This window comes from Shewanella sp. QJM3NY_23, from assembly GCF_056173105.1.
Genome location: NZ_CM149657.1, coordinates 1,943,272 through 1,970,253, shown reverse-complemented (window position 1 = coordinate 1,970,253; position 26,982 = coordinate 1,943,272). Strand labels below are relative to the sequence as shown.

24 protein-coding genes are annotated in these 26,982 nt (G+C 45.0%); 13 read left to right on the top strand and 11 right to left on the bottom strand.

Features of this window, described 5'->3' with window-relative positions:
- The first annotated feature begins 10 nt into the window (after positions 1-10).
- The 5 genes from earP to AC0VXX_RS08935 all read left to right on the top strand — a co-directional run bounded on the left by earP (position 11) and on the right by AC0VXX_RS08935 (position 5,442).
- Positions 11-1,186: an elongation factor P maturation arginine rhamnosyltransferase EarP gene (earP, locus tag AC0VXX_RS08955; protein WP_475516832.1), complete on the top strand. Its 1,176-nt coding sequence runs from the start codon at positions 11-13 to the stop codon at positions 1,184-1,186.
- A gap of 44 nt (positions 1,187-1,230) precedes the next feature.
- Complete coding sequence (efp, locus tag AC0VXX_RS08950) at positions 1,231-1,791, top strand: elongation factor P (protein ID WP_110457908.1); 561 nt, start codon at positions 1,231-1,233, stop codon at positions 1,789-1,791.
- A 273-nt stretch (positions 1,792-2,064) separates the two neighbouring features.
- Positions 2,065-3,279 carry a pyridoxal phosphate-dependent aminotransferase gene (locus AC0VXX_RS08945; RefSeq protein ID WP_475516831.1) on the top strand — a complete coding sequence of 405 codons (1,215 nt, stop codon included), beginning with the start codon at positions 2,065-2,067 and terminating at the stop codon, positions 3,277-3,279.
- Between the two features lie 203 nt (positions 3,280-3,482).
- Positions 3,483-4,070 (top strand): 5'-deoxynucleotidase, encoded by a 588-nt coding sequence (yfbR, locus tag AC0VXX_RS08940; protein WP_110457910.1) that lies wholly within the window; start codon positions 3,483-3,485, stop codon positions 4,068-4,070.
- A gap of 46 nt (positions 4,071-4,116) precedes the next feature.
- Complete coding sequence (locus AC0VXX_RS08935) at positions 4,117-5,442, top strand: anti-phage deoxyguanosine triphosphatase (protein WP_475516830.1); 1,326 nt, start codon at positions 4,117-4,119, stop codon at positions 5,440-5,442.
- A gap of 200 nt (positions 5,443-5,642) precedes the next feature.
- On the opposite strand, the gene AC0VXX_RS08930 is transcribed toward AC0VXX_RS08935, so the two are convergent.
- On the bottom strand, positions 5,643-6,275 hold the full coding sequence (locus AC0VXX_RS08930; RefSeq protein WP_475516829.1) for a YchE family NAAT transporter: 633 nt from the start codon (positions 6,273-6,275) through the stop codon (positions 5,643-5,645).
- 565 nt (positions 6,276-6,840) lie between these two features.
- Between AC0VXX_RS08930 and adhE the strand changes: the two genes are divergently transcribed.
- From adhE to AC0VXX_RS08905, 5 genes are all read left to right on the top strand, one after another.
- Positions 6,841-9,441, top strand: coding sequence for a bifunctional acetaldehyde-CoA/alcohol dehydrogenase (gene adhE, locus AC0VXX_RS08925; RefSeq protein ID WP_475516828.1), 2,601 nt, complete (start codon positions 6,841-6,843; stop codon positions 9,439-9,441).
- A 185-nt stretch (positions 9,442-9,626) separates the two neighbouring features.
- Positions 9,627-10,280 carry a 2OG-Fe(II) oxygenase gene (locus AC0VXX_RS08920; RefSeq protein WP_475516827.1) on the top strand — a complete coding sequence of 218 codons (654 nt, stop codon included), beginning with the start codon at positions 9,627-9,629 and terminating at the stop codon, positions 10,278-10,280.
- Positions 10,281-10,942: 662 nt separating this feature from the next.
- A complete protein-coding gene (locus AC0VXX_RS08915; RefSeq protein ID WP_475516826.1) occupies positions 10,943-11,416 on the top strand; it encodes a hypothetical protein in 474 nt (157 codons plus the stop codon).
- A 62-nt stretch (positions 11,417-11,478) separates the two neighbouring features.
- A complete protein-coding gene (locus AC0VXX_RS08910; RefSeq protein WP_475516825.1) occupies positions 11,479-11,997 on the top strand; it encodes a hypothetical protein in 519 nt (172 codons plus the stop codon).
- Between the two features lie 176 nt (positions 11,998-12,173).
- A complete protein-coding gene (locus AC0VXX_RS08905; RefSeq protein WP_475514308.1) occupies positions 12,174-13,061 on the top strand; it encodes an IS982 family transposase in 888 nt (295 codons plus the stop codon).
- A 144-nt stretch (positions 13,062-13,205) separates the two neighbouring features.
- Here AC0VXX_RS08905 and AC0VXX_RS08900 read toward each other — a convergent pair whose 3' ends face one another.
- The 9 genes from AC0VXX_RS08900 to AC0VXX_RS08860 all read right to left on the bottom strand — a co-directional run bounded on the left by AC0VXX_RS08900 (position 13,206) and on the right by AC0VXX_RS08860 (position 22,349).
- Complete coding sequence (locus AC0VXX_RS08900) at positions 13,206-14,156, bottom strand: IS30 family transposase (protein WP_475516124.1); 951 nt, start codon at positions 14,154-14,156, stop codon at positions 13,206-13,208.
- Positions 14,157-14,661: 505 nt separating this feature from the next.
- Positions 14,662-15,174 (bottom strand): GDYXXLXY domain-containing protein, encoded by a 513-nt coding sequence (locus tag AC0VXX_RS08895; RefSeq protein ID WP_475516824.1) that lies wholly within the window; start codon positions 15,172-15,174, stop codon positions 14,662-14,664.
- The gene (locus tag AC0VXX_RS08890) at positions 15,171-16,268 is read right to left on the bottom strand and encodes a DUF4401 domain-containing protein (protein ID WP_475516823.1); all 1,098 of its coding nucleotides are present in this window, start codon (positions 16,266-16,268) and stop codon (positions 15,171-15,173) included. Before AC0VXX_RS08890 ends, AC0VXX_RS08895 begins: the two co-directional genes overlap by 4 nt.
- Positions 16,265-16,516 (bottom strand): hypothetical protein, encoded by a 252-nt coding sequence (locus AC0VXX_RS08885; RefSeq protein WP_475516822.1) that lies wholly within the window; start codon positions 16,514-16,516, stop codon positions 16,265-16,267. The genes AC0VXX_RS08890 and AC0VXX_RS08885 overlap by 4 nt, the downstream gene beginning before the upstream one ends.
- 142 nt (positions 16,517-16,658) lie before the next feature.
- The gene (locus AC0VXX_RS08880; protein ID WP_475516979.1) at positions 16,659-17,078 is read right to left on the bottom strand and encodes a DUF2157 domain-containing protein; all 420 of its coding nucleotides are present in this window, start codon (positions 17,076-17,078) and stop codon (positions 16,659-16,661) included.
- Entirely contained in the window at positions 17,051-17,938 is an 888-nt protein-coding gene (locus AC0VXX_RS08875) for an IS982 family transposase (RefSeq protein ID WP_475516612.1), read from the bottom strand. The genes AC0VXX_RS08880 and AC0VXX_RS08875 overlap by 28 nt, the downstream gene beginning before the upstream one ends.
- Before the next feature lie 81 nt (positions 17,939-18,019).
- Complete coding sequence (locus AC0VXX_RS08870; RefSeq protein ID WP_475516821.1) at positions 18,020-18,286, bottom strand: DUF2157 domain-containing protein; 267 nt, start codon at positions 18,284-18,286, stop codon at positions 18,020-18,022.
- 224 nt (positions 18,287-18,510) lie between these two features.
- Positions 18,511-20,559 (bottom strand): dipeptidyl-peptidase 5, encoded by a 2,049-nt coding sequence (locus tag AC0VXX_RS08865; protein ID WP_475516820.1) that lies wholly within the window; start codon positions 20,557-20,559, stop codon positions 18,511-18,513.
- A gap of 272 nt (positions 20,560-20,831) precedes the next feature.
- The gene (locus tag AC0VXX_RS08860) at positions 20,832-22,349 is read right to left on the bottom strand and encodes a fumarate hydratase (RefSeq protein WP_475516819.1); all 1,518 of its coding nucleotides are present in this window, start codon (positions 22,347-22,349) and stop codon (positions 20,832-20,834) included.
- A gap of 130 nt (positions 22,350-22,479) precedes the next feature.
- Here AC0VXX_RS08860 and pabB point away from each other — a divergent pair, with 130 nt between their 5' ends.
- The gene (pabB, locus tag AC0VXX_RS08855) at positions 22,480-23,922 is read left to right on the top strand and encodes an aminodeoxychorismate synthase component I (RefSeq protein ID WP_475516818.1); all 1,443 of its coding nucleotides are present in this window, start codon (positions 22,480-22,482) and stop codon (positions 23,920-23,922) included.
- Positions 23,903-24,487, top strand: a complete 585-nt coding sequence (locus AC0VXX_RS08850) for a CoA pyrophosphatase (protein WP_475516817.1) — start codon at positions 23,903-23,905, stop codon at positions 24,485-24,487. The genes pabB and AC0VXX_RS08850 overlap by 20 nt, the downstream gene beginning before the upstream one ends.
- Before the next feature lie 153 nt (positions 24,488-24,640).
- Here the strand turns inward: AC0VXX_RS08850 and AC0VXX_RS08845 are convergent, their stop codons facing one another.
- Complete coding sequence (locus AC0VXX_RS08845; protein ID WP_475516816.1) at positions 24,641-24,976, bottom strand: hypothetical protein; 336 nt, start codon at positions 24,974-24,976, stop codon at positions 24,641-24,643.
- A 465-nt stretch (positions 24,977-25,441) separates the two neighbouring features.
- Here AC0VXX_RS08845 and asnS point away from each other — a divergent pair, with 465 nt between their 5' ends.
- A complete protein-coding gene (gene asnS, locus AC0VXX_RS08840; protein ID WP_475516815.1) occupies positions 25,442-26,842 on the top strand; it encodes an asparagine--tRNA ligase in 1,401 nt (466 codons plus the stop codon).
- Positions 26,843-26,982 lie beyond the last annotated feature (140 nt).

The following is a 26,982-nucleotide window of genomic DNA, read 5'->3' as shown; positions in this document are numbered from 1 at the left end:
TAACAGTAAGATGGATAACAATAGCACACCTCAACATTGGGATATCTTTTGCGCTGTAGTCGATAACTATGGTGACATAGGCGTCACTTGGCGCCTTGCTAAGCAATTGGCGGCAGAATATCAACTTGAAATTAATTTGTGGGTCGATGATCTGCACAGTTTTTCGCATATTTTACCCAGTCTAAACCCAACTCTGGCGATACAATCTTTTAATGGTGTCACCATCAAGCAATGGCATCAACCCTTGGATCTTGAGTATCGCTGCGGCGCAGTACTGATTGAAGCCTTTGCCTGCGAGCTGCCCGAAGCAGTGATTGATACGATCACAGCTTGCCATCGCAGTAGCGAACAAAGACCGCCAGTTTGGCTTAACCTTGAATACTTAAGCGCAGAAGATTGGGTCGAAGGCTGTCATGGGCTGCCATCTCTGCAACATAGTGGTTTAAAAAAGTATTTCTACTTCCCAGGCTTCACCGCTAAAACTGGTGGACTCATATGTGAACGCAGCTTATTCACACAAAGAGATGAGTGGCAGGCAGATCCACAAAATAAACTGGATTTGTTTAACCAACTGGGGCTCAACGGCATTGCAGCGCAAGACACTGTGGTGAGTATCTTTAGCTACGAGACTCCCTGCCTCAATGCCTTATGCGAGTTATGGCAAACATCGGCGCGAAAGACCCATGCGCTTATCCCCCTAGGTCGCAGTTTAAATAGCCTTAGTCAATCGCTACCGACATTAGCTAACGCCCGTGCTGGCCAGCAATTTGAATTAGGTAATTTAACCCTGCATATCTTACCGATGACAGATCAAACGGGCTTCGATCGCTTGTTATGGAGCTGCGACATCAACATCGTTCGCGGCGAAGACTCGTTTTTGCGGGCTCAATGGGCAGCAAAACCCTTTATATGGCACATCTATCCTCAAGAAGATGATTATCACCTAATAAAATTACGAGCCTTTTTGCAACTTTATTGTCATAATCTGCCCCCTGAAATAGCCAAGGGCTATACAGCATTGAATTTGGCCTTCAATCAAGACGACACCACCACATTGATTGAACAGTGGCAAACACTTAATTTAGCCAGTAAGCCGATGATGCGACACGCAAAACAATGGCCTATTGACGCATTAAATGACACAGATCTTGCTTCGCGACTAGTTCAGTTCGTTAAAAATAGCTAAGATACTGCGTTGAAAATAGAAAAACCTAAAATAGGAAAAGTAAAATGAAAACTGCTCATGAAATCCGTCCTGGTAACGTGATCATGTTAGATGGCAGCCCATGGGTTGTGCAGAAAACTGAAACAACTCGTTCTGGCCGTAACGCGGCTATCGTTAAGATGAAGTTGAAGAACGTGTTGCAAGATTCTACAACCGAAACCACCTTCAAAGGTGAAGACAAGATGGACGATATCATTCTAGATCGTCTAGATTGCACCTACTCTTACTATGCTGATCCTATGTATGTATTCATGGACTCTGAATACAACCAGTACGATGTTGAAGCGGATAACCTAGGTGACGCAGCAGCTTATATCGTCGACGGCATGGAAGATATTTGCCAAGTGACCTTCTACGAAGGTAAAGCGATCTCTGTTGAACTACCAACGACTATCGTACGTGAAGTGACTTACACTGAGCCTTCTGCTCGTGGTGACACATCAGGTAAAGTGATGAAGCCTGCAACTATCGCTGGCGGCGCGACACTGAGCGTAGCTGACTTCGTTAAGACTGGCGATTTAATTGAAATCGATACTCGTACTAACGAATTCAAAAAACGCGCTTAATCTTATTTAAACGTGTATCAATTAAGCCAGCATAATATGCTGGCTTTTTTATTATATGCTCGCCACAAACTAGATAAAAACTCCGCAATTTACCACTAACCAGTACAATCATCTAAATGATCTATTCAAAAATCGCATAAACAGCAGTGTGTGCTGACTTTTGCGTGTCTTTTTGCTTTTAGCCCCTTTCAAATCAGTGATTTTTTCGTTATTGTTCGCAGACTTAAGCTAGTACCACATTTTTAATACGCTGTTAGCATTGACGAGGTTTAGATGCGCCCAATCATTAAGTCCAACAAACTCGATACCGTCTGTTATGACATTAGAGGACCGGTACACAAAGAGGCTCGTCGCCTTGAAGATGAAGGTCATAGGATCTTAAAACTTAATATCGGCAACCCAGCCTCATTTGGTTTCGACGCCCCAGAAGAGATCGTCCGCGACGTGATCCTCAATTTACCCAGTGCTCAAGGCTATAGCGAATCTAAAGGGTTATTTTCAGCCCGTAAAGCGATCGTCCAACATTACCAAAGCCAAGGCTTATTCGGCGTCGACATCGAAGATATCTACATAGGCAATGGCGTGTCGGAACTGATTGTTATGGCCATGCAAGGCTTGCTTAATAGCGACGATGAAGTGTTAGTGCCCTCACCCGATTACCCATTATGGACCGCCGCGGTGCATCTGTCTGGCGGCAAGGCGCAGCATTATCGCTGTGATGAAGAGTCCGATTGGTTTCCCGATCTTGATGATATCAAAGCTAAGATCACTAATCGCACCCGCGGCATAGTGTTAATTAATCCCAACAACCCAACGGGCGCTGTGTATTCAAAAGCCTTGCTACTCGAGGTGATTGAGTTGTGTCGTCAGCACGACATCATTTTATTTGCCGATGAGATATACGACAAAATTTTATATGATGGCGCGGTGCATATTCCAGCATCCACTCTCTCTGATGATATCCTCACAGTGACCTTCAATGGCTTGTCAAAATCGTATCGCGCTGCCGGTTTTCGAGTGGGTTGGATGATGTTATCGGGAAACCTTAAAGCGGCGAAAAGCTATATTGAAGGCTTAGATATGCTCGCTTCGATGCGCTTATGCTCTAACGTACCCAATCAGCATGCGATTCAGACCGCGCTAGGGGGCTATCAAAGCATAAACGAATTAGTGGCGCCTCAAGGGCGACTGGCTGTGCAACGTGACATCTGTTACGAAATGCTAAATCAGATCCCTGGTGTGAGCTGTAAAAAGCCCCGCGGTGCCCTGTATGCCTTTGCAAAATTAGATGCGAAAAAGTTTAATCTACGCGACGATGAACGCTTGGTATTAGATTTACTGAGAGAGAAAAAAATTCTGCTGGTACAAGGTAGCGCCTTCAATTGGCCCGAGCCCGATCACCTCAGAGTGGTGTTCTTGCCCCACAAAGAAGATTTAAGTAAAGCCATTACTGAACTGGGTGATTTTTTAGCGAACTACCGCCAATAATCACTCAATACTCAGCTAATAACTCTAACAAGCCTAAGTGAGGTGCCTAAGCGTATAGACTATGCTAAACAATACCTTACTTGGCTGAGTCCATCACTTAAAAAGCGATCAATGTGATCGCTTTTTTTATCACCTTCCCTCTACGTTTTAATCCATTGGGTGTGTTAATGTAATCATCCAAGTCGTAGAAAATAGATTGAAGTATGAGCCATTTATTTGCCCATTTAGCCAGAATGAAATTAATACAGCGTTGGCCGCTGATGTATAACGTCCGTTCAGAGAACGTGCAGGAGCACTCGTTGCAGGTTGCCATGGTGGCACATGCCTTGGTCGTTATCAGCAATAATAAATTTGCCACAGACTTAAGCCCAGATCGCGCCGCCACCGTGGCGATATTTCATGATGCCAGCGAAATATTAACCGGTGACTTACCAACACCTGTTAAGTATTTCAATAAAGAAATTGAAGCTGAATACAAAAAAATTGAAGCCATTGCTGAACATCGACTGTTAGAGATGGTGCCCGATGATTTTAAAGATGATTATCGTGATCTACTCACAAGCGACAACATAGACCAGCAATATAAACAGATAGTTAAGTCGGCAGACACCTTATGTGCTTACCTCAAGTGTTTAGAAGAGCAACGAGCGGGTAATCACGAGTTTAACACAGCCAAACGGCGTTTATCTGAGTCACTTGCGCAAAATAACGACCCTGCTGTGAAATATTTTATCGATACTTATATACCCAGTTTTGAACTGAACCTAGACGATATCAATCGCCTATTGTAGTGATTGCGCTAAAGCGTGAATAACACCGGCTTAATAAGGAACCAGTATGATGTCAGGCCTTTGGCATGAGCGACGTTTAGGCGAGGATAAACAGCGCCGTAACGATCACCGCAGCCCATATCAACGCGATAGAGCCCGTATATTGCATTCGGCGGCATTTAGGCGTCTGCAAGCCAAGACTCAGGTATTGGGGGTTGGCATGAATGATTTTTATCGAACCCGACTCACGCACTCTTTAGAAGTGTCGCAAATCGGCACCGGGATCTGCGCCCAGCTAAAACAAAAATACCCTGAGCTACTCTCGCTACTCGACTCTATGAGCCTGATAGAATCTTTGTGCTTGGCGCATGATTTGGGCCATCCGCCATTTGGCCACGGTGGTGAAGTCGCGCTGAACTATATGATGCGCAGCGACGGCGGCTTTGAGGGTAACGGCCAAACTTTTCGCATTTTAACCGCATTAGAGCCTTACACTGAGCACTACGGCATGAACCTATGTCGGCGCACATTACTGGGAGTATTGAAGTACCCTGCCTGTCATGGCCAACTGTATCAGTCACTGCCCAAACCGACTGTGAGCAGTTATCGGCAACTCAAACCGTCACAATGGCAGCCTGTTAAGGGTATTTTCGACGAAGATAAGCCCATTTTAGATTGGGTGCTCGCGCCATTATCAAATAATGATGCCGCGCTGTTTGTCTCTAATACCACCTTAGATCCTAATCAGCACAAACGCACCTTATACAAGTCACTCGACTGCTCCATCATGGAGCTGGCCGATGATACCGCTTATGCTATCCATGATCTTGAAGATGCCATCGTGATGGGCATTGTGACTCAAGCCATGTGGCAAGAGGATGTGGCCGATAAACTCGCTGCAAGTGATGACAGCTGGATAAGGCAAGAGTTTGTTAATATTGGCACTAAGTTGTTTGCCAGTGAACACCATCTACGTAAAGATGCTATCGGTACCCTGGTCAACGGCTTTGTCACTGCCATTGAGATTAATGACAACTCACACTTTAGTGAGCCTTTGCTGCGTTATAACGCAGTATTAGAGCCTGCATTTCAGCACGCGCTGGATATACTCAAGCAGTTTGTCTACCGACGGGTGATCCGTAAACCAGAAATTCAGATGTTAGAATACAAGGGTCAGCAAATTGTGATGGAGTTATTTGAAGCCTTCGCCTCGGATCCCCAACGCCTGCTGCCGCTCAATACCCAAGAGCGTTGGCAAACCACCTATGATAATAACGGCAATGCACATCGCGTCATCGCCGATTATATCTCTGGTATGACAGATGAATTTGCCGCAAGGCTGCATCAGCATCTGTTTAGTGCTCGTGCAGGCTCGCTTATCGATTTACAGTAACGGCTTAGTGTCATTTATCTACTCACTATGCATTCTCTACTCAATAAAAAAACGCGCCGATGCGCGTTTTTTATTATTGAATAGAACCATTAGCGAGGGATAGTCACTCAACGATGACGTCACTGCATAAGATATTTTAATGAGTGAGCAGTACAAACAAGACTAGAGTCATGGCTAAAGCCTATTCCAATCCGTCGCCATTAGCCCATTAAAGAGGGAAATAAGCCTTTAAAACCCGCGGCAATCACTTCAATACCGATAGACAGCATTAATAGACCCATCAAACGGGTGATAACGTTAATCCCTGTTTTACCTAAGACTTTAAAAATAACTGGCGCCATTCTAAATAAAGCAAAACTGACCAGACCAAAGATAATCACAGTGATCCCCATGCCGATGTGCACCATGATGCTATCGTATCGCGCCGAAGTGACAATCACCGAGCTAATCGCACCAGGACCTGCCATCAAAGGCAAGGCTAGCGGCACAACCGCAACCGACTCCATGCCCGAAGCCTCGCGATCTTCTTCTTGGTTGCGTTTAACTTCACCCAATTTACCTTGTAACATCGACATGGCAATTAAGGCGATCAGTGATCCGCCGGCTATCCTAAAGGCAGACAGTGAAATACTGAACATATTTAAGATATGTTGCCCGGCAACGATAGTGACTAATAAAATCACCACCACGGCAAAATTAGCCACTTTGCCCGTATGATTGCGCTCAGCTTCAGTCTGATGACTGGTTAAGCTAACGAAAACCGGTAACAGGCCAATCGGATTGATAATCGCGACTAAACCAAGAAAAAATTTAACATAAAGTGTTAAATCCAATGCCATGTCCTCAGTGACTTTTAACTAGGTTAAAAAGGTTGCTGGTAGAAAAGGCGCTACTGTACATGATCCGTCAGATTTGCCAAATGAGATTTTCTAACGTGTTTCACATCTTTATCAAAATAACGCGATTTTTTGGCTTTGATAACCCCTTATATGAGCTGTCGGCACATATCGATAAGCAAGCGTCACTCTAATGTAGTCGTAAATAGTACATATCGCTAGCCAAGATAGTGAAGCTATATCCTTGATATTATTGCAAGCTCATCATTTTACCTAATGCTATGCTTGGCGCTTAACGTCCACTTTAACTGGGATGCTTATCTTTACACACTTAAGCTCTTCACCTTATGCATACCTGATTAGTCAGGGCTTGAGTCGATGATTTTTATGATGCCGATTTAACGTCCATTGCTCAAGCAGGTGCTAATGTTGTTATTTTATTACGAAAATAGCTTAATTGTGGCGATGATCACTGTGTTTATAAGCTTATTACTGTAATTTTTATTCACAAAGAGGCTTTAGCAAAAATACATTTTTGCTAAATTTTCTTAAGGAACCCACTATGACGGTCAACAATCAACAGGAACTTAACTTACTGGTGGCAAGGGTCGCTAAGGCCCAAGCCCAATATGCCAACTATAGTCAGCAACAGGTCGATCATATCTTTCGCGCTGCGGCACTTGCTGCTGCCGATGCGCGGATCAGCTTAGCCAAAATGGCCGTGACAGAAACGGCGATGGGAGTGCTAGAAGATAAGGTGATCAAAAATCACTTTGCTTCTGAATATATTTACAATAAATATAAAGATGATAAAACTTGCGGCATCCTAGCTGAAGACCCAACCTTTGGTACCATCACTATAGCCGAGCCCGTGGGCTTAATTTGCGCTGTGGTGCCCACCACAAACCCAACGTCTACCGCGATTTTTAAAGCCTTAATTAGCCTTAAAACCCGTAACGGCATCATATTTTCGCCCCATCCACGCGCTAAGGCCTCCACCATAAAGGCTGCAAAAATTGTATTGGATGCCGCCATTGCTGCAGGTGCCCCTGCCGATATTATTGGCTGGGTTGATGAGCCCAGTGTCGCCTTGTCAAATCAGCTAATGACTCACGATAAGATCAACCTTATTCTCGCCACGGGTGGCCCTGGTATGGTGAAAGCCGCCTACTCTTCGGGTAAACCCGCTATCGGTGTCGGTGCAGGTAATACCCCCATTGTTATCGACGAAACCGCCGATATAAAACGCGCCGTTAGCTCAATATTAATGTCAAAAACCTTTGATAACGGTGTGGTATGTGCATCCGAGCAAGCTGTCATTGTCGTCGATGCCATTTATGACAGTGTCAAACAGCGCTTTGCTAGCCATGGCGGATATATCTTGTCTGCCAAAGAAACTAAAGCGATGCAAAAGGTTATCCTTAACAATGGCGCGCTCAATGCCGATATCGTCGGCCAAAGTGCGGCAACTATCGCAGCCATGGCCAACATTAAGGTGCCAGCATCGACTAAGGTGTTGATTGGCGAAGTCAGCGATATCTCGGCATTAGAAGCCTTTGCGCACGAAAAGCTCTCTCCTTTACTGGCCATGTATCGCGCCGATGATTTTAATCAAGCGATGGATAAGGCTGAAGCCTTAGTGACGTTGGGCGGCATCGGCCATACTTCTGGACTATATACAGATCAAGATACTCAAGATGAGCGAGTCAAAGCCTTTGGTTTTAGAATGAAAACGGCGCGGATCTTAATCAACACCCCGGCATCACAAGGCGGAATTGGCGACCTGTATAACTTCAAATTAGCGCCATCATTGACCTTAGGTTGTGGCTCATGGGGAGGCAATTCCATTTCAGAGAACGTCGGCCCAAGTCACCTAATCAATAAAAAAACCGTGGCTAAGCGAGCTGAAAATATGTTGTGGCATAAACTCCCCTCTTCTATCTATTTCCGTCGTGGCAGTTTACCGATTGCCCTTGAAGAACTCAGCGATAAGAAACGCGCCTTAATCATCACAGATAAGTATCTATTTAATCATGGCTACTGCGATGAAACCATTAAGATCCTTAAAGCTCAAGGCCTTGAAACCGATGTATTTTATGATGTCGAAGCTGATCCGACTTTGGCGATTGTGAAGCAAGGCGCCAAGATGGCGCAGAGTTTTCAGCCCGATGTCATTATCGCTCTGGGCGGTGGCTCGCCTATGGACGCCGCTAAAATTATCTGGGTCATGTATGAGCATCCTGATGTGGATTTTGCCGATCTTGCGCTGCGCTTTATGGATATTCGTAAGCGTATCTATAAATTCCCGAAATTAGGCAAAAAAGCCATGATGGTCGCAGTCCCCACGACCTCAGGAACAGGTTCGGAAGTGACCCCATTTGCGGTCGTGACCGATGAGAAAACCGGCATGAAATACCCTATAGCCGATTATCAACTCACTCCAAACATGGCCATAGTGGATCCCAATTTAGTAATGGATATGCCAAAATCGTTAACCGCCTTTGGTGGTATCGATGCAATCACCCATGCATTGGAAGCCTATGTCAGCGTGATGGCGAATGAGTATAGCGACGGACAAGCGCTTCAAGCGTTAGAGCTGCTGTTTGAACATCTTCCCGACGCCTATACTTTAGGCGCGAGCGCACCAATCGCACGTGAAAAAGTGCATAACGGCGCGACCATTGCAGGTATCGCCTTTGCTAATGCTTTCTTAGGGGTGTGTCACTCGATGGCCCACAAATTAGGCGCTGAATTTCACTTAGCCCATGGATTAGCCAATGCACTGCTGATAAGCAACGTGATTCGGTTTAACGCTACCGACTTGCCCACCAAGCAAGCCGCCTTTAGTCAGTACGATCGTCCTAAGGCCCTTTGCCGCTATGCCAAGGTGGCTGAACATCTCAAATTAACCGGTGATAGCGATGCGCAAAAAGTGGAAGCTTTGCTCGAGAAAATCAGTCAACTCAAGAAGACGATTGGCATTCCTGATTCTATCCAAGCAGCGGGCGTCAACGAAGCCGACTTCTTAGCTAAACTTGACGAACTCGCCGAAGCCGCATTTGACGACCAATGCACGGGAGCGAACCCAAGATACCCATTAATTAGTGAAATCAAGCAATTGTTTATTGCTAGCTTTTACGGCAAAGACTATCAAGATAGCTAACGTAACAAGCCGATCGCGTTAACTTCATTTAATGCACGGCACACGATTTTTATTTAGCCATTAGGCGCCCTTACTTAGGCGCCTTTTTCATGTGACAACTACTGATTAAAATTTTTTGTCTACACTATAGAAATTATTCAATAGGTAAATAAGCGTAACTGGTCTATAACGCCTTACCGCGTCATATGAAACTTGAATCATTGAACTCACAAGCCAACATGCAACTGCCCCCAAATATTTTTGACGACATCTGCGATAACATCGCCGCTAAAGGCTACGTAGTGTTGCCAAACCTGTTCCCCTTGACGGTACTCAACCCCTTGCTGGACAATTTAACGCAACTAGACACCAGTGCGTTTAAGCCCGCGGCAATTGGTCGCCATAAAACACAACAGGTGATAGACACCATCCGCGGCGATAAAATCTGCTGGTTAAATAAATCCATGAGCTTCGCTTCGACCTATTTCGATTGGTCAGAACAACTTCGCCAAGCGGTTAATCGCTATTTTTTCTTAGGCTTGTTCGATTACGAAACCATGTTTGCCTATTATGAACCGGGCGCATTTTATAAGCGTCACGTGGATGCCTTTAAAGGCCAATCAAACCGAAAACTGACGTCAATTCTCTATTTGAACCCCAACTGGCAACCAGGGGATGGCGGAGAGTTGCTAATGTACCAAGCCGATGAAACCACACCTTTTGAAACTGTAGAACCACGCTTTGGCACCATGGTGATTTTTTTAAGTGAACGTTTTCCTCATGAAGTGCTGCAATCCCATAAAGACCGTTACAGCCTAACCGGTTGGTATCGAATTAATGAAGGCATACCGTTAGATTAAGCATCTCACATAGGTTAACCTGTAAAGATTAACCATATGATTTTAAAGCGTTAACTAAAGGATTCCTGGTGCTGGGTGTTATTTTGCTTCAAGGTGTTATCAAGATAGCCTGCACTATTATCGATTGCCTATCGAAGGTAAAATTCATGCTCGCGTTTAGCTACACTTTGCAGTGTACTTGAAAGCAAGAGGCAAGGATGCCGAACAGGCTTTTAAACAAGGGGACTCAGCATTTTCCGATATGCACAAGCACAATACTCTTACCGCAAGCTCACTATCGCAAGATAGCAAATACTTGCTTAACCCAATATTCAATGCTGCTTGGTGTTGGCTAAATTAAGTTTTAAAGACAGTGAACATATGCCTAAATATTGGCATAATGTCACGAGTCACCAACCTATATGATTCAGCTTACAAGCTTGGTAAAATGATTCGCTTGCTTGTAGCACTATAATTAATTGGATTGAAATGACTAATGGCATTAATGTCATCTTTACTGTGTTACTCATCCCAGATTAGGCCATTTTGCCCCTTCTATCTTAATAATATCCATCTTGCAAACGCTGAGGAGGATAGTCACTTTTAGGGATATCGGGATTAACTCAGCACAAATCAGAGACAATTAAGCATCGGAAGCTTGTATTAGGCATTAAGGAGCAAAAATGCAGAAGTTATTATTGTTAACTGGGATTCTACTTATAATATCAGCTCATGCTGAATCTCATACTGAACCTTTAGAAGGCTGTTACTTAACCAGCGAGATTATCACTAGTTTCACCTCAGAAGAATCTAAGCCAGTATCAAGCTATATAAAAATTTCAAAGGTGTCTGACGATTACTATGTAGAAGGTATCGTTTGGGGTGCAAATTTTCATGTTTGTCACATAGGTTCACCTATCGAGGGAACCGATGATCCCCTGCCGATGAAAATGATCCATAATAAGCTTACTTATACAGAGGTAAACTCTGAATTCAATATCAATTGTCAGCTTGAGGTCTCTTTTTCAGAGAACACAATACACATAAGTGATACCAACCATGATTGTAGCAATTATATCTTTTATTGCGGCGCGCGGGTCGGATTAAATGGTATTGAATTACCTAAATTTGGGCAACAATGCCCCGATATTAACTAATCCCTACCGATTCAATAGCAGGTATAAAATCTTAATTAGCCATTAATTTATAATAAGATAAAGTGAATATATTAATCTTGACCATTACATTTTTGTTACTCTGGTATCCGCGCCTTGTTACTGCTGAAGCTTTCATGATCTCAGACTTCAAAAATACCAACCAGCTGATTTGGGATCAAAAATTCCGAGACCACATTACACATTTTTTTGGCGAAAAACAGGGTTACTACTTTTGGAATGGACTATTAAGTGAGCAGATTATTGCCGGTTTAGGTGGCCCACCGGAAAATATTGTTGAAATAGACAACAATACCTATTTAGCTACCGCTTGTAGGGCACATTCATGCCCGGAGAAAGTTGCTTACCTTGTACGCGGCGATCTAGCATTATTTGGTACAATTGGATTTATGTGCCCTACCCAATCTGGTACTGTCGAATATAATGAAAATGGGTGTTTAAATATTTTCTATCATGATCTTATCGCTAAAAAGGAGTTGGAGCAGTTTTTAACTGATTGGACAATGCAATACCTGCCGCAAGCATCAACATACTATGTAAACATAAAAACGAGCCACCAATAGAAGAAACCAACATACCATCAGAATAATAAACAATTAATGGGCTTTTAAATTTATTTAAAAGACCCTGTTAATGATGATTTTGCTAAGTAACCTGAACTCGGGATAAGAAATTGAACTAATAGCCCTCTTTGTGATCAGATCTCTCGACCAAGATTAATCAATCACGCAGAGGGCATATGAATAATTTAGTGGATGTATTTTGTGATGTCGATGATTTTTGTAATGCTTTTATTCCTCAATGGGAACAACAGTGCCTAACCGATGGAACTCGCAAGCGTAAGCGCGCAGGCAGAATGACGATGAGTGAAATTATGACAATTATCATTGCCTTCCATATGTCTAATCATCGTGACTTCAAGAATTTTTACACAGGATATCTGGCTCGTTTCTACAAATCTGATTTTCCAAACTTACTCAGCTACACTCGATTTCTTGAAGTCATGCCGAGTGCAGTCATTCCAATGTGCAGTTATTTTTCCTCTTTAAAAAGCGAACCGACAGGCATCGAGTTCGTTGACTCAACGAGCATTAAGGTTTGTCATAATTTACGAATTCCAAGGCATAAAACGCTAGCAGGTCTCGCCAGCCGAGGAAAAGGCACGATGGGCTGGTTCTATGGTTTTAAACTTCATCTTATTGTGAACCATCGAGGTGGCATCGTTGCAGCCAAAATAACACCTGCGAATGTTCATGACACGAAACCCGTAAAAGATATGGTCGTTGAATCAATGGATAAACTCTATGCTGATAAGGGGTATATCGGCAAAGCGTTAGCAGGCGACCTATTAGAACGTGGGGTAACTATCGTTAATAACGTGCGTAAAAATATGAAAGCAAAGGCTTTATCATTATGGGATAGAGCCATGCTTTCTAGACGATTTATTATCGAAACAATCAATGACCAGCTAAAAAACATCTCACAAATAGAGCATACACGGCACCGCAGCGTACATGGTTTCATGCTTAATGTGATAGGTGGTTTAGTGGCTTATCAACTCAAAGAGAATAAGCCACAACTCAATATTACATCAGCAGAATTCAACGTGATTTCAGTGTTACGTTAAACCGATCTGAGGTTAAGTAGATTTACGGCCCGCCGGATTCACATTATGGATCAAGAGATGGCAACCACAAAATATAGATGTAAAGGAGAACATAATAGTGGCGATTGGGCGCGAATTCAACTCCGAAGTGCACCACTCGCTAAATTAGGCTGCCTTGCGTAATTCATTGAATACCGCAACAGGTTGCCTGAAGCCGAGGCACTTTCTCGGTCTGGCATTTAATGCCCGTTCAATCTCACTAATTTGCCTATCTGTTACCGTCCGCAAATCGGTGCCTTTCCGTATGTATTGCCGCAGCAAACCGTTGAAGTTTTCATTCAGTCCGCGTTCCCAGGACGAATAAGGGTTAGCGAAGTAGACATCCGTTTTAAGCTTTTCTGCGACCTGTTCGTGGTCACAGAATTCGCTGCCGTTGTCTGCAGTGATAGTTCGAACATAACCTCGATATTTCCACAACATGCCAACCATTGCCCGGGCCACATCGGCTGCGCTTTTCGCTGGCACTTTGCGTATCAGGTACAGCTTACTTTTCCGCTCAACCAGGCTGACAATCGCGCCCGTACCTTGCTTGCCCAGAACCGTGTCAGCTTCCCAGTCTCCGAACCGCTTTTTCTTGTTCACGATAGCGGGACGATGCTCTATGCCAACGCGATTCGGGATAATCACACGATTCGCGCGGTTACCTTTACGGTATCTTCGGTGACTCTGGCGTAGCTGTTTGTACAACTTGCCGCCGCATAATTTATCTCGCTGGACATAGCCATAAATCCACTCGTGACTGACGTTATATCCGATGATTTTACCGACACCGGCTATTTGTTCTGGACTCCACTTCTCATTGAGACCGAACTCAACAAAGGTGATGGTCAGTCCAGATACTCTAGACTTCGCGGACTGACAACGGCGTTTTAATGCCTTCGCCTGAGCGACTTCCGGCAAGTAATGGTTATCCCGAATTCGATTGCGATTTACTTCCCGGCTTATTGTACTGTGACTTACTTTCAGACGTTTTCCTATCTCCCGATAACTGAAACCCTCGCGTAAATAGGCCTCAATCTGGTATCGTTGTCCCTCGATCAACTGCTTGTAATTCATGGTAACTACTCATGTTTGTTTGGCGACTACAGAGTATCACCAACAGGCAGTTGATCTCTCCTCACCGTTTAACCATGAGTGGTGCACTTATTATCTGAATTCGGGGGATATTAATTTTGGGCAGCATTAATGCTGCAAAGTTTGCTATTTTTGGTTTGTTAATTGGGCTAATACTGGTTTTATTTTTGCGTGAGCTAATCAAAAAAACCGCTCATAGAGTGCTATTCGTCACGGCTTGCACATTATGTACTGCATCGGTTGGCTTTAGGGTGGTACACAACACGATTAACACAACAGTAAACAGCAATAATTGCATGGTGATCCTTCACTTTCAGACTAATGGTATTTGCTTAGCAGATCTGAGTTTGATGATGTATAGCGCTACTATCTATCGGCGGGTAATTTTGCATGCAATAGTATAGTAAAACAAGGTTTTTGATGAATTTATTGTTTTTATCCAGTAGGTTAGATAAATATGATTTACCTAACCTACCTGTGACAGTGCTTATAGCTTATGTAAATCTTTATCGAGTAAGCTATCGAGCAACAGTTCTCCTTTGTGGTCCACTCGAAACTCTCCGTATGTCGCCGCAGCAAAATGCTTACCTTTGCCCTCTTCAAAATAATACGCATTAGTGGCCAATTTAACTTGGCCGCCGCGAATCCTTACTTGCAATAGCAGCTCATTTTCGGATAAAGCGGTGCCCTTTATATTTGCTGTTTCAACGCCAATAAATTGTGCGACTAAATCAGGATCACGCTTAACTCGCACGTAACCGTTTAGGTTTTGTTGCCCAGCTACACTGAGGATCTGCCCCATGATTTTATAATTTAATGTCATGTAATCGCCCTGCATTAACGAGCGAGGATCAACAGGAGCAAGCTCAAGGCGCACCACTTCCCCTTCGGCGAGCCACGCTTCGCGCGTGAAGATATCCCAATTAACCAAGATAAGCAGGCTGACGGTCAACGTGGTGACCAACGCAATACTGAATTTCACATGATTAATTGGCGTCATAGCGCCTCCTGCGCGGATCTCATAGTCGGTTCACTGAGGTATCGGTTTAGCCCCCAGCGAGCCAATAAGAGCACTGCTCCTAATGCGGTCAGCAACAGGGATTTTTCTAATAAGGACACATTAAGCGAATAATAATAAGCACTAATAAACAATGGGATACTAATTATTGCTAAGGTCGTCAATACCTTGTTATGCAACTGTAAGCCCAGCAACAAAAACAGAAGCGCACTACTTAACCCCGTTAACGGTATCGCTAAAAAGCCAATCAAAATAAGGCCAATAATAGTGCTGTAACCGGCTTTGGACATCAGTGTAATGTGCCTTTGATTGAAAATATAACCCACCACAATCAAGCTCGCTAACAAGCTGACCGACCAAGGCAGCAACCCTGCCCAAATCGATAAGTGAGCAATGGCGTCATTAAAAAAATCTAACCCCGACACCCTTAAAATCAACAAGCCTTGGGCCAACAAAGTCCAACTGACACACGCGTAGGCCAAAATACATAAGCGGCCATAATGCGTACCCAAGCGGTCTAAACTCAGGCATAGTACTATTGCAAGCACCAGCATCCCCAAAGGCATCAGACTCATCCATTGCCATTGATACAAGATACCCGTAATACACCCTGCCATGCCTATACCGTCAAGAAACACACTCAAGCGATTATTGATAAAAGCACTATGAATAATGAGCAGAGCACCAAAACAGATAAACCAAGCCAACTCATTGCGATGACCCAAGGTTTCAGATAATCCCCAACCGACACAGAGCAAACCACTTAAACCAAACACGAATGCCAACTGCGACATAAACACCTGTTGCGCCCGGGATTTGCGATCTAACACAGCCCCCAGCAACACAAATACAGCTCCAATAAATAAGCTACCTTGAACCATTTTTTCATCAAAGCCTATGGCCAAAAAACTGCCTATAAACCCTAACAAAAATAGAGCGGCGATCCAGCCAGCAATCCCCTCGAGAATGGTGAGGTACCAAGGCGGCATTAAAGGCTTGTCAGGCAATGGTGCGTCTAAGTTGACACATTTGGCCTGTTGCAATGTTTGCCACAATTGTCCATTTGCCGTTGTCATCTTTGTACCTCTTCGCTAGATTGCGCGGCGTCGAATAAAGCCCGTACCTTAGTTAACCACATCGATGCTCCCGCCGCAGTGCCAACAAGATACAAGGTTAAAAACAAAAACACGCCCATCTCATCAACGGCATTAACAAATATCTGCATCGTTAGCCATACCGTACTGACGGCTATAACGCTAAAACAGACTAGGGCTAAGGGGAGTAATTGGTGCAATACAAAACGAGATAACACAAATACTGTCACGGCATATAACCCATAAAAAATAAAAGAGGCGTTATTTTTTATATCGATGGCTTGCCAACAGCCATACCAAGTGAGCGAACTTAATGCGATGACAATACAGAGCGACTGGCAGATTGGGGCATTACATCGTGTTATGGCTAACTTATTTGCGCCATAACACTATATAGACTAAGCCATTACATACACTTATCGCCGCTAATGGAAAAGTATCATAATCGAGCCACCACCAAGCTAGGGGCCAGGTCGTCAAATACAAAGCCAAACTCAGATTACCCAAGGCCAAAAACATTACCCAAAGTAAATCAAAGCCCGCCAACCATGCCAGTGGCAACAAGCACAGTGACCAAATAGCAAATAACTGCCAAGGATCTGCGCCAGTTTGATAGGTTTGTCCAACGAGTGCGAGCAAGGCACCAATCATAAAACTTAACGCCAGCAAGGCTGCATTGGCTTTGGTCGCCCCTAAGCCATAGGGATTGGTCTCGCGTTCCTGCCAGCGAAACCAAGCGTAGCCTAAGGTAACCTCAGATCGGTTTAACGTAACACTGAAATCACGTTGAATTCTGCTGATGTAATATTGAGTTGTGGCTTATTCTCTTTGAGTTGATAAGCCACTAAACCACCTATCACATTAAGCATGAAACCATGTACGCTGCGGTGCCGTGTATGCTCTATTTGTGAGATGTTTTTTAGCTGGTCATTGATTGTTTCGATAATAAATCGTCTAGAAAGCATGGCTCTATCCCATAATGATAAAGCCTTTGCTTTCATATTTTTACGCACGTTATTAACGATAGTTACCCCACGTTCTAATAGGTCGCCTGCTAACGCTTTGCCGATATACCCCTTATCAGCATAGAGTTTATCCATTGATTCAACGACCATATCTTTTACGGGTTTCGTGTCATGAACATTCGCAGGTGTTATTTTGGCTGCAACGATGCCACCTCGATGGTTCACAATAAGATGAAGTTTAAAACCATAGAACCAGCCCATCGTGCCTTTTCCTCGGCTGGCGAGACCTGCTAGCGTTTTATGCCTTGGAATTCGTAAATTATGACAAACCTTAATGCTCGTTGAGTCAACGAACTCGATGCCTGTCGGTTCGCTTTTTAAAGAGGAAAAATAACTGCACATTGGAATGACTGCACGCGGCATGACTTCAAGAAATCGAGTGTAGCTGAGTAAGTTTGGAAAATCAGATTTGTAGAAACGAGCCAGATATCCTGTGTAAAAATTCTTGAAGTCACGATGATTAGACATATGGAAGGCGATGATAATTGTCATAATTTCACTCATCGTCATTCTGCCTGCGCGCTTACGCTTGCGAGTTCCATCGGTTAGGCACTGTTGTTCCCATTGAGGAATAAAAGCATTACAAAAATCATCGACATCACAAAATACATCCACTAAATTATTCATATGCCCTCTGCGTGATTGATTAATCTTGGTCGAGAGATCTGATCACAAAGAGGGCTATTAGTTCAATTTCTTATCCCGAGTTCAGGTTAAGGTAGATAAAAGTAGCAGACTTTGCACCAGTGCAAACTTGCCGAATTTGCTTAATTCTTGCCAATTAAAGGCAAAAAAGATGATCACTCCAGCGGCAAAAAAGAGGACACCAAACCAAAGTAATAATTGCCCTATTACCTCACGCCATGGCACTTGCGCTTGAGATCGACCCGCCAGCGTTATTGCTTTAGACATTTGTTCTGCCGCGATCTCTCCTTGCTGGTACCAAATCCACACTTGATCGCGCAAATTACTCATTTATATCTCCTTATCTGGCAGAGTTCGCCAGTCAACTGAGTCGATATTACCCCTTATTGCTACGGGATGTAACAGTAAAACCTTTGAATTGAGGTTAATCAAGACGACATTTTTCAATAGGCTACAATGCTCACAAGCTATCTGTAACCAATTGATATAGGAATATAAAGCATAAAAAAGCCAGAACAAATGTTCTGGCTTTTTTGTGATCGGAACTCAAAAGGTTACTTTTGTGTCCAGCGATCCATCCAACCTAGGACATTAGCGTACCATTGCTCTAAGTTATCAGGGTTTAAGATCCAGTGATTTTCATCTGGGTAAATCAGTAGCTCTGACGGGATCCCTTTACGCTGCATAAAGCTAAATGCTGCTAAGCCCTGTCCATAAGGGACACGGAAATCTTTTTCACCATGAATAACTAACATAGGTGTCTGCCAGTTATCGACATAGTTCACCGGATTAAACTTCTCATACAGCTCTTTATTATCTTGGTAAGGGCCACCGAATTCATATTCAGGGAACCACAACTCTTCTGTCACATAGTACATAGAGCGCATATCAAATAAGCCTGCGTGGTTAACGAGACACTTGAAACCGTCATTCCAGTTGCCTTGGATCCAGTTCATCATGTAGCCACCGTAGGAGCCGCCAAGTGCACAAGCCTTATCAGCATCTAACCAAGGTTGCTGCTGGGTGACCGCCGCGAGCCCTTTTTGCAGATCTTCTAACGGTTTGCCGCCCCAATCCTGTGTGATTGAGTCGGTAAAGGCTTGCCCATAACCGGTAGAGCCGTGGAAATCGATCATCACCACGCCATAACCTGCTCCCGCCCAAAGCTGTGCATTCCAACGGCTACTAAAAGAGTTACCAAATGAGCCTTGTGGACCGCCATGCACTAAGAAAGCGATAGGATATTGTGTTCCCGCTTTGTAATTAGCCGGTTTTATCCAGTAACCAAAAACATCTTCATTGTTCCAGCCTTTAAAGCTGAACTGCTCATATTCACCAAATTTAATTTGCGAGAGCTTAGCCTCGTTAACCTGCGTGAGTCGGTTAAGTTGCTGACCGTCTAGTGCCACGGTATAAAGATCGCCCGGCTCAACTAAGCTTTTATGATTAAAGACGATGCGCTCTGGAGTCACGCCAACCACACTATTGCTGCCTTCGTTGTAGATAGTCTTAACGTCGCCAAACTGAGTGTTGACCTCAAAAATACTCACCTGCCCCACATCCTGTGCCGTCACATACAGGGTGCGATTGTCTGGTGCAAACATTAATGAGCTGGGGCTTCGATCCCACAGCGGCGCGACCTCTTTCTCTTGATTGGTCACCGTATCGCGTAACATGATGCGGTAGCGGTCGGCTTCAAAACCCGGTTTGCTCATGGCTAAGTAAGCCATATAACGGCCATCGGCCGAGAAAGTCGGCTGCGCATCCCAAGCTTTATTAGCCTCGGTCAGGTTTTTCGCCTCGCCGCCAGTCACTGGCACTTGCCATAAATCGTAGTTGGTTTGCCATGCTTGAGATGAGCTGGGGGCTTTAGCACTATAAACCACATATTTACCGTCTGGGGTAAAGGTCACCTCTTCCATACCTGAAAAAGGTTTAGGTGGCGTTTCTGTGTCTAAACCTTGGGTCACATCGATAGGCGCCGTAATGGGCTTGCCATCAAGTTTGGCTACAAATAGGTGGCTGCGTGTATGATCGCCCCATGTATCCCAATGACGCACCATTAACTGTTTATACTCGCGCCCTGTTGAGCTGCGTTCAGCCTCGGCGGCCAACTTATCCGCCGTGCAGCTTAGCTGTTCACATTGTGGAAATACGCGCATATTGAGTACCACTTGCGCGCCATCTTGTGACAGCTTAAAGCCTTCAATATCGAGCGGTAACGTAGAAATCTGTTTGGCTTCACCACCATCAAGCGCAAGCTCATATAACTGTGAACTGCCATCACGGGCGGCTAGGAAATAGATTTTTTTATCATCGTGACTAAAAGCAACGCTGTGCTCTGTACCTGGAGCCGAGGTCAGCTGTTTTACAGGCTGTGAACCATCTAACGATTGAATGTAGAGATCTGATTGCGCCTCACCCTTGTCATCAACTTTTTTAACAGCATAAACGATTTTAGTACCATCATTAGACAAGGCAGTCGAATGCAGTTTATTCATTTTGACCAGATGTTGAACCTTAAAAGGCTCTGGTGACGCGGCATTAGCGCCAAATGTCATGCCGGCAGTTGCCAAGGCTAATATGAGTGCAGTTTTTTTCATTGTTATTATCATCTTTTTCAAATGAACGCCGGAATAAGCCCGACCCGAGAATGTGTATGCGCAAGCACACTAAACAAAAATGGGGGATTAGGCAAGTTGCCTACCCCCCATTTTTATTTACTTGGTTAACACAAGTGGCTAACACAAGTGACTCTCGCCTATAGCGAATGTGTACTTTTGTGCCTAACGATGATCAATAAGTGCCGCGAAAAACTAACACTGGCTCGATGACACATTGATGCTGTGACATAAGCTGGCGTTCGACTCTCCTATTAGCTTAACTTGACTTTCCACATTGCTGGACCTGTTTCATGGGCATTCACACCGTCACTGTCCACGGCAACAGTGACAGGCATATCTTGCACATCAAATTCATAGATAGCTTCCATACCTAAATCTTCAAATGCCACGACCCGTGACTTCTTAATCGCTTTAGATACTAAATATGCTGCGCCGCCAACCGCCATTAAATAAACGGCTTTATGCTTCTTAATCGACTCAACGGTTGCAGGTTCACGCTCAGCTTTACCTATCATGCCCATAAGCCCGGTTTTTTCGAGCATAAGATCGGTGAATTTATCCATACGGGTTGCGGTTGTGGGTCCTGCAGGGCCAACCACTTCGTTGCCAACAGGATCGACTGGGCCAACGTAGTAGATAAATTTACCGGTAAAGTCGACGCCTTCTGGCAAGCCTTCGCCACTTTCTATCAATGTTTGAATGCGCTTATGTGCCGCATCGCGACCGGTAAGCATTTTACCGTTGAGTAATAGCACATCACCGCTCTTCCACTGCTCAATATCGGCTTGGGTGACGGTATCAAGGTTGACACGGCGCACATCTTCGCCCGCTTCACGGGTGATCTCTGGCCAATCGGCAAGTGATGGCGGCGTGAGCTCTGCAGGGCCTGTACCATCAAGATGAAAGTGCACGTGGCGCGTGGCGGCGCAGTTTGGGATCATCACCACAGGTTTTGATGCCGCATGGGTTGGCGCCGATTTAATTTTAATGTCGAGCACTGTGGTTAACCCGCCGAGCCCCTGCGCGCCGATGCCTAACTTGTTAGCACGCTCGAAGATCTCCAGACGCAGCTTTTCTTCAGTGGTTTCTGCGCCGCGCGCTTGCAACTCGTGAATATCAACGGGATCCATTAATGATTCTTTGGCCATCACAGCGGCTTTCTCGGCGGTGCCGCCAATGCCTATGCCAAGCATGCCCGGTGGACACCAGCCAGCGCCCATGGTCGGTAAGGTTTTTTCGACCCATGCGGCAATATCATCCGATGGGTTTAACATCACCATCTTAGATTTGTTTTCCGATCCACCGCCTTTAGCGGCAATGGCCACTTCAACATGATTGCCAGGTACCATATCGATATGCACAACCGACGGTGTGTTATCACGGGTATTTTTACGGCTGCCAGCAGGATCGGCCACTATCGAGGCACGCAGTGGATTGTCAGGATTGGTGTAAGCACGGCGAACGCCCTCATCAACCATCTGCTGCACCGTCATGTCGGTCTTGTCCCACTGAACGCCCATGCCCACTTTAACAAAACAGGTGACAATACCGGTATCTTGACATAGTGGACGCTTGCCTTCGGCCGACATACGAGAGTTAATCAAAATCTGAGCGATCGCATCTTTAGCCGCCGCGCTCTCTTCTTTCTCATAAGCCTCGGCCATGGCATCGACAAAGTCTTTTGGGTGGTAATAAGAGATATATTGCAATGCATCGGCGATGCTTTCGATAAGATCCGCTTGCTTAATGATGGGCTGTTCTATACTCACAGACGTTTCCTTGGTTGCAGTTTAGTTATTCATGCCCTGTGACAGGGTCGGCTATTTTTTTGAATCCAGTCACAATATGATACTCTTTCGCGACTTTTAGGGGAACATCACATTTTACAAAGGTTAATTGATGGTTTATTCGTCTACTCAAGGTGTTGCAGTAAAAACCTTACCGTGGAAATACTCTACCGCCGAGGTATTTAGCCATTTTTCACAGCGTCCTTGGGCCATACTCCTCGACTCGGCCAATGCCGAGCATGTCGATGCCCGTTACGACATCATTTGTATCGATCCTATCGCCACCTTAGTCACCCAAGGCGACACCACGCTTATCACTCATTTACCGCAAACCAGCGCTATGCAGCAGCCACAGTTTAAGAGTGAACATGGTGTAGAGCACAGCAATGCCGATCCCTTTACCTTGCTTAAGCAACTAATTAAGCGGTATTTTCCCGAGTCTAAAGCCTGCCACTTGCCATTCAGTGGCGGCGCCGTCGGCGCCTTTAGTTATGATTTGGGCCGGCGCTTAGAATCCTTGCCCAGCATTGCAGAAAAAGATATAGACCTACCTGATATGAATGTCGGCATTTATCCTTGGGCGCTGATTTTTGACTATCACACCCAACAATGGTCAATGGTGCATTATCACGGTGAGGCGCAGTTACAATGGCAACTGACACAGATTGAGCAAGCATTAGCCAGCATGCCAAGCCACGCCACTTTTGCGCTGACGAGCGACTGGCAAGCACAAATCGATGTAACGGACTACCACGCTAAATTTAATGCGGTGCAAGCTTATCTGCACAGTGGCGATTGCTATCAAATTAATCTTACCCAGCGCTTTATGGCCAATTATCAGGGGGATGAGTGGCTAGCCTACCAAACCCTGCGCCAAAGCAATGGTGCGCCCTTTTCAGCGTTTATACGCCTAGAACACCATGCCTTATTGTCTATATCGCCTGAGCGTTTTATTCAACTACGCGAAGATCAAATTCAAACTAAACCCATTAAGGGCACCTTACCCCGAGCAGCCGATCCCGTTGCTGACCGTAATGCTGCGGCGCAGCTTGCCAGCTCAGAGAAAGATCGCGCTGAAAACCTAATGATTGTAGACCTGCTGCGCAATGACATAGGTAAAGTGGCCAAACCTGGTAGTGTTAGCGTGCCAAGCCTGTTTGCCATCGAAAGCTTTCCGGCGGTGCATCACTTAGTCAGCACAGTCACAGCAACACTCGACGTGGGTTATCATGCTAGCGATCTGCTGCGCGCCGCATTTCCGGGCGGCTCGATCACTGGCGCGCCCAAAATTCGGGCAATGGCGATCATTGAAGAGCTTGAACCCTCAAGACGCAGCCTCTACTGCGGCTCCATCGGCTATCTGAGTCAAGATGGGCAAATGGACACCAGCATCACCATTCGCACCTTAGTGGCTGAAAAGCAGCGTTTATATTGCTGGGCGGGTGGCGGTATTGTGGCTGACTCGCAAGTGGATGCCGAATATCAAGAGAGCTATGATAAGGTAAGTAAGATCCTCCCTATTTTAGCGAAGAGTCATGACACTGGACGAGTTTAAGCAGCGCTACGCCCTGCAGCTGTTGCCCGAAGATAACGCCCCTCAAATCACTCGCTCGCTGCGTGAAGCGGCGGTATTGGTGGGGCTAATCGAAAAAGAGCACGAACTGCACCTTATCTTAACTAGGCGCCCGACTCACCTTCGTGCCCACCCAGGACAGATCAGTTTCCCCGGCGGTAAAGTAGAAGCGCAAGATGTGGATTATACTGCGACGGCGCTGCGCGAAGCCTTTGAGGAGATCGCCCTGCCACAAGGTAATGTGCAAGTGTTGGGGCAATACCCCATGTTTAATACCTTAACGGGTTTTACCATCGCCCCCATTGTCGGCATTATTAAGCAAGAGTTTGAGATTATTTTAGATCCGGGCGAGGTGGATGAGCTCTTTACTGTGCCGCTGTCATTCTTATTAAACCCAGATAACCGCGTCATGAAGCGATTTACTCGCCGAGGGATAAGTTACCCAGTGTATTTTATTCCCTTTAATCAGCATATGATTTGGGGAGCCACTGCGGCGATGATTGACAAAATGTGTCGTCAGCTTAGTAACGATGAAATGGGATGCTAGATTGACCGACTACTGAATTCACTCACCGCTGAACTAAAATCCGCTCTGATTGATAGCCTCTTACTTAACAGTATAGTCGCCACCATCAAAGATAAAGCCTGCGCATCTGCAGCGTTATGGTGCCCACCTCAGCAATTTAAAATTCACTTTAGCTTAAATCATAAAGCTCAAGTAAAGCCCTGCCGCAGTTGAAGTTAGCAGCAATAGCGGGATATTAAACCAGTAACCCAGGCGACTACGATTCGCCACATAAAAATTAAACCCTAAATTAAGTAGACTTATGGCGGCGCAGGTCCAAATCACATATTCGAGTCGTAAGGTGATTTCAGGGTCCCAACTCAAACGCACACTAGCCCCTTTACTGATAAAGTAACCAACCGCGCGATCAGGCCTTGCTGCATCAAACAACAGCAGCGCATAAACGGCTAGCGACCAGCCCAGAATCGACAGTGAACCTAATAATATTTGGAAAACCTTAATTTTTGTCATTGAGTCGCCTTTTATCTTCCATTAACAGTAGATCAACTGTTGCTTAGCTCCGCTAAGCCGTCATTAGAGTGCACAATAAGCCCAGAGCCATTAACAGAGCTATCAACCATGCTTATGGATATCCATTTATTCCATCACGTGAGCAATCGGCTAATCTTGAGTCTAACTCATTCAATCACCAATGAAAGATGACGATGCACTTTATGACATCATTTCTTTAGGTGGCGATATTTTAAGCCTAACAAGTTTTGCCCTTTTACACCATTGAGTGCCATTAAGATGGCTTAGCCGGTTATGGGGCGTGATGATAATTGCACAGACTTAACCCAAGCTAAGCGTTAAAGGACGGATTATTTGGCGTCAACTGTGTTTATATGTGGTTTTTCCCTTGAGAAAAGCCGCCAGCAAGGTAATATAAACCTCCAAAATTTTTAATAAAACGATTCGTTGGAGAACTAAGCAACAATGAGCATTGCATCTGTCGCTTCTGTATTTAAAGGTGATTTTGCGGTTGGTTCGCAAGTTACTGTGCGCGGTTGGGTAAGAACTCGCCGAGATTCCAAAGCCGGCATCTCTTTTCTTGCCGTTTATGATGGTTCCTGTTTTGACCCAATCCAGGGCGTGGTGCCAAATAGCTTAGCCAATTATGACGAAGAGGTCCTAAAACTGACCACAGGTTGTTCTGTGGTAATGACTGGTGACGTCGTTGAATCACCAGGCCAAGGTCAAGCATTTGAGCTGCAAGTATCCAATATTGAAGTCACTGGTTGGGTGGATGATCCTGATACCTACCCTATGGCAGCAAAGCGCCACTCTATCGAACACCTTCGTGAATTAGCTCACCTGCGTCCACGTACCAATATTATTGGTGCTGTAGCGCGCGTGCGTAACTGCCTGTCACAAGCTATCCACCGTTTTTATAACGAAGAAGGCTTCATCTGGGTTTCGACTCCACTGATCACCGCATCAGATTGTGAAGGTGCAGGTGAAATGTTCCGCGTATCGACCCTGGATATGGAAAACTTACCTCGCACCGACGACGGTAAAGTCGACTATAAAGAAGACTTTTTTGGTAAAGAGGCATTTTTAACGGTATCGGGTCAGCTTAACGCTGAAACCTACGCAAGCGCCTTGTCTAAGGTCTATACCTTTGGCCCTACTTTCCGCGCCGAGAATTCAAACACCAGCCGTCACCTTGCTGAATTTTGGATGGTCGAGCCTGAAGTGGCCTTCGCCGATTTAGATGATGTGGCTGGTCTAGCCGAGCGCATGTTGAAATACTGTTTCAAAGCCGTACTTGAAGAACGCCCTGATGATTTAGCCTTTTTCGCCCAACGTGTCGATAAAACCGTTATTGAACGCTTAGAAAACTTCGTTAATAGCGACTTTGCTCAAGTCGACTATACCGATGCAGTTGAGATCCTCAAAAACTGCGGTAAAAAGTTTGATTTCAATGTTGAATGGGGCATTGATCTGCAATCTGAGCATGAGCGCTATCTGGCTGAAGAACACTTCAAAGCCCCAGTGGTTGTGAAGAACTATCCAAAAGATATTAAAGCCTTCTATATGCGCCTTAACGAAGACGGCAAAACCGTTGCCGCGATGGACGTATTGGCGCCAGGCATCGGTGAAATCATCGGTGGTGCCCAGCGTGAAGAGCGTTTAGATGTGCTCGATATGCGTCTTGCTGAAATGAACCTGAGCAAAGAAGATTACTGGTGGTACCGTGATCTGCGTCGTTATGGCACTGTGCCACACGCAGGTTTTGGCCTAGGTTTTGAGCGTTTGGTATCTTATGTGACGGGTGTGTCTAACATTCGCGATGTGATCCCTTTCCCACGCGCACCTAAATCAGCCAACTTTTAAGCGACAAGCGATTAGCTTACTGATCAAGACAAACGCCCCTAAGAGTTAATTTTAGGGGCGTTTTTTTATGGTCTTTATTGTGCGATAAGTTGTAATAGCAATTGAGAAAACATTTACGATAGCCATCAGACAGTGATTAC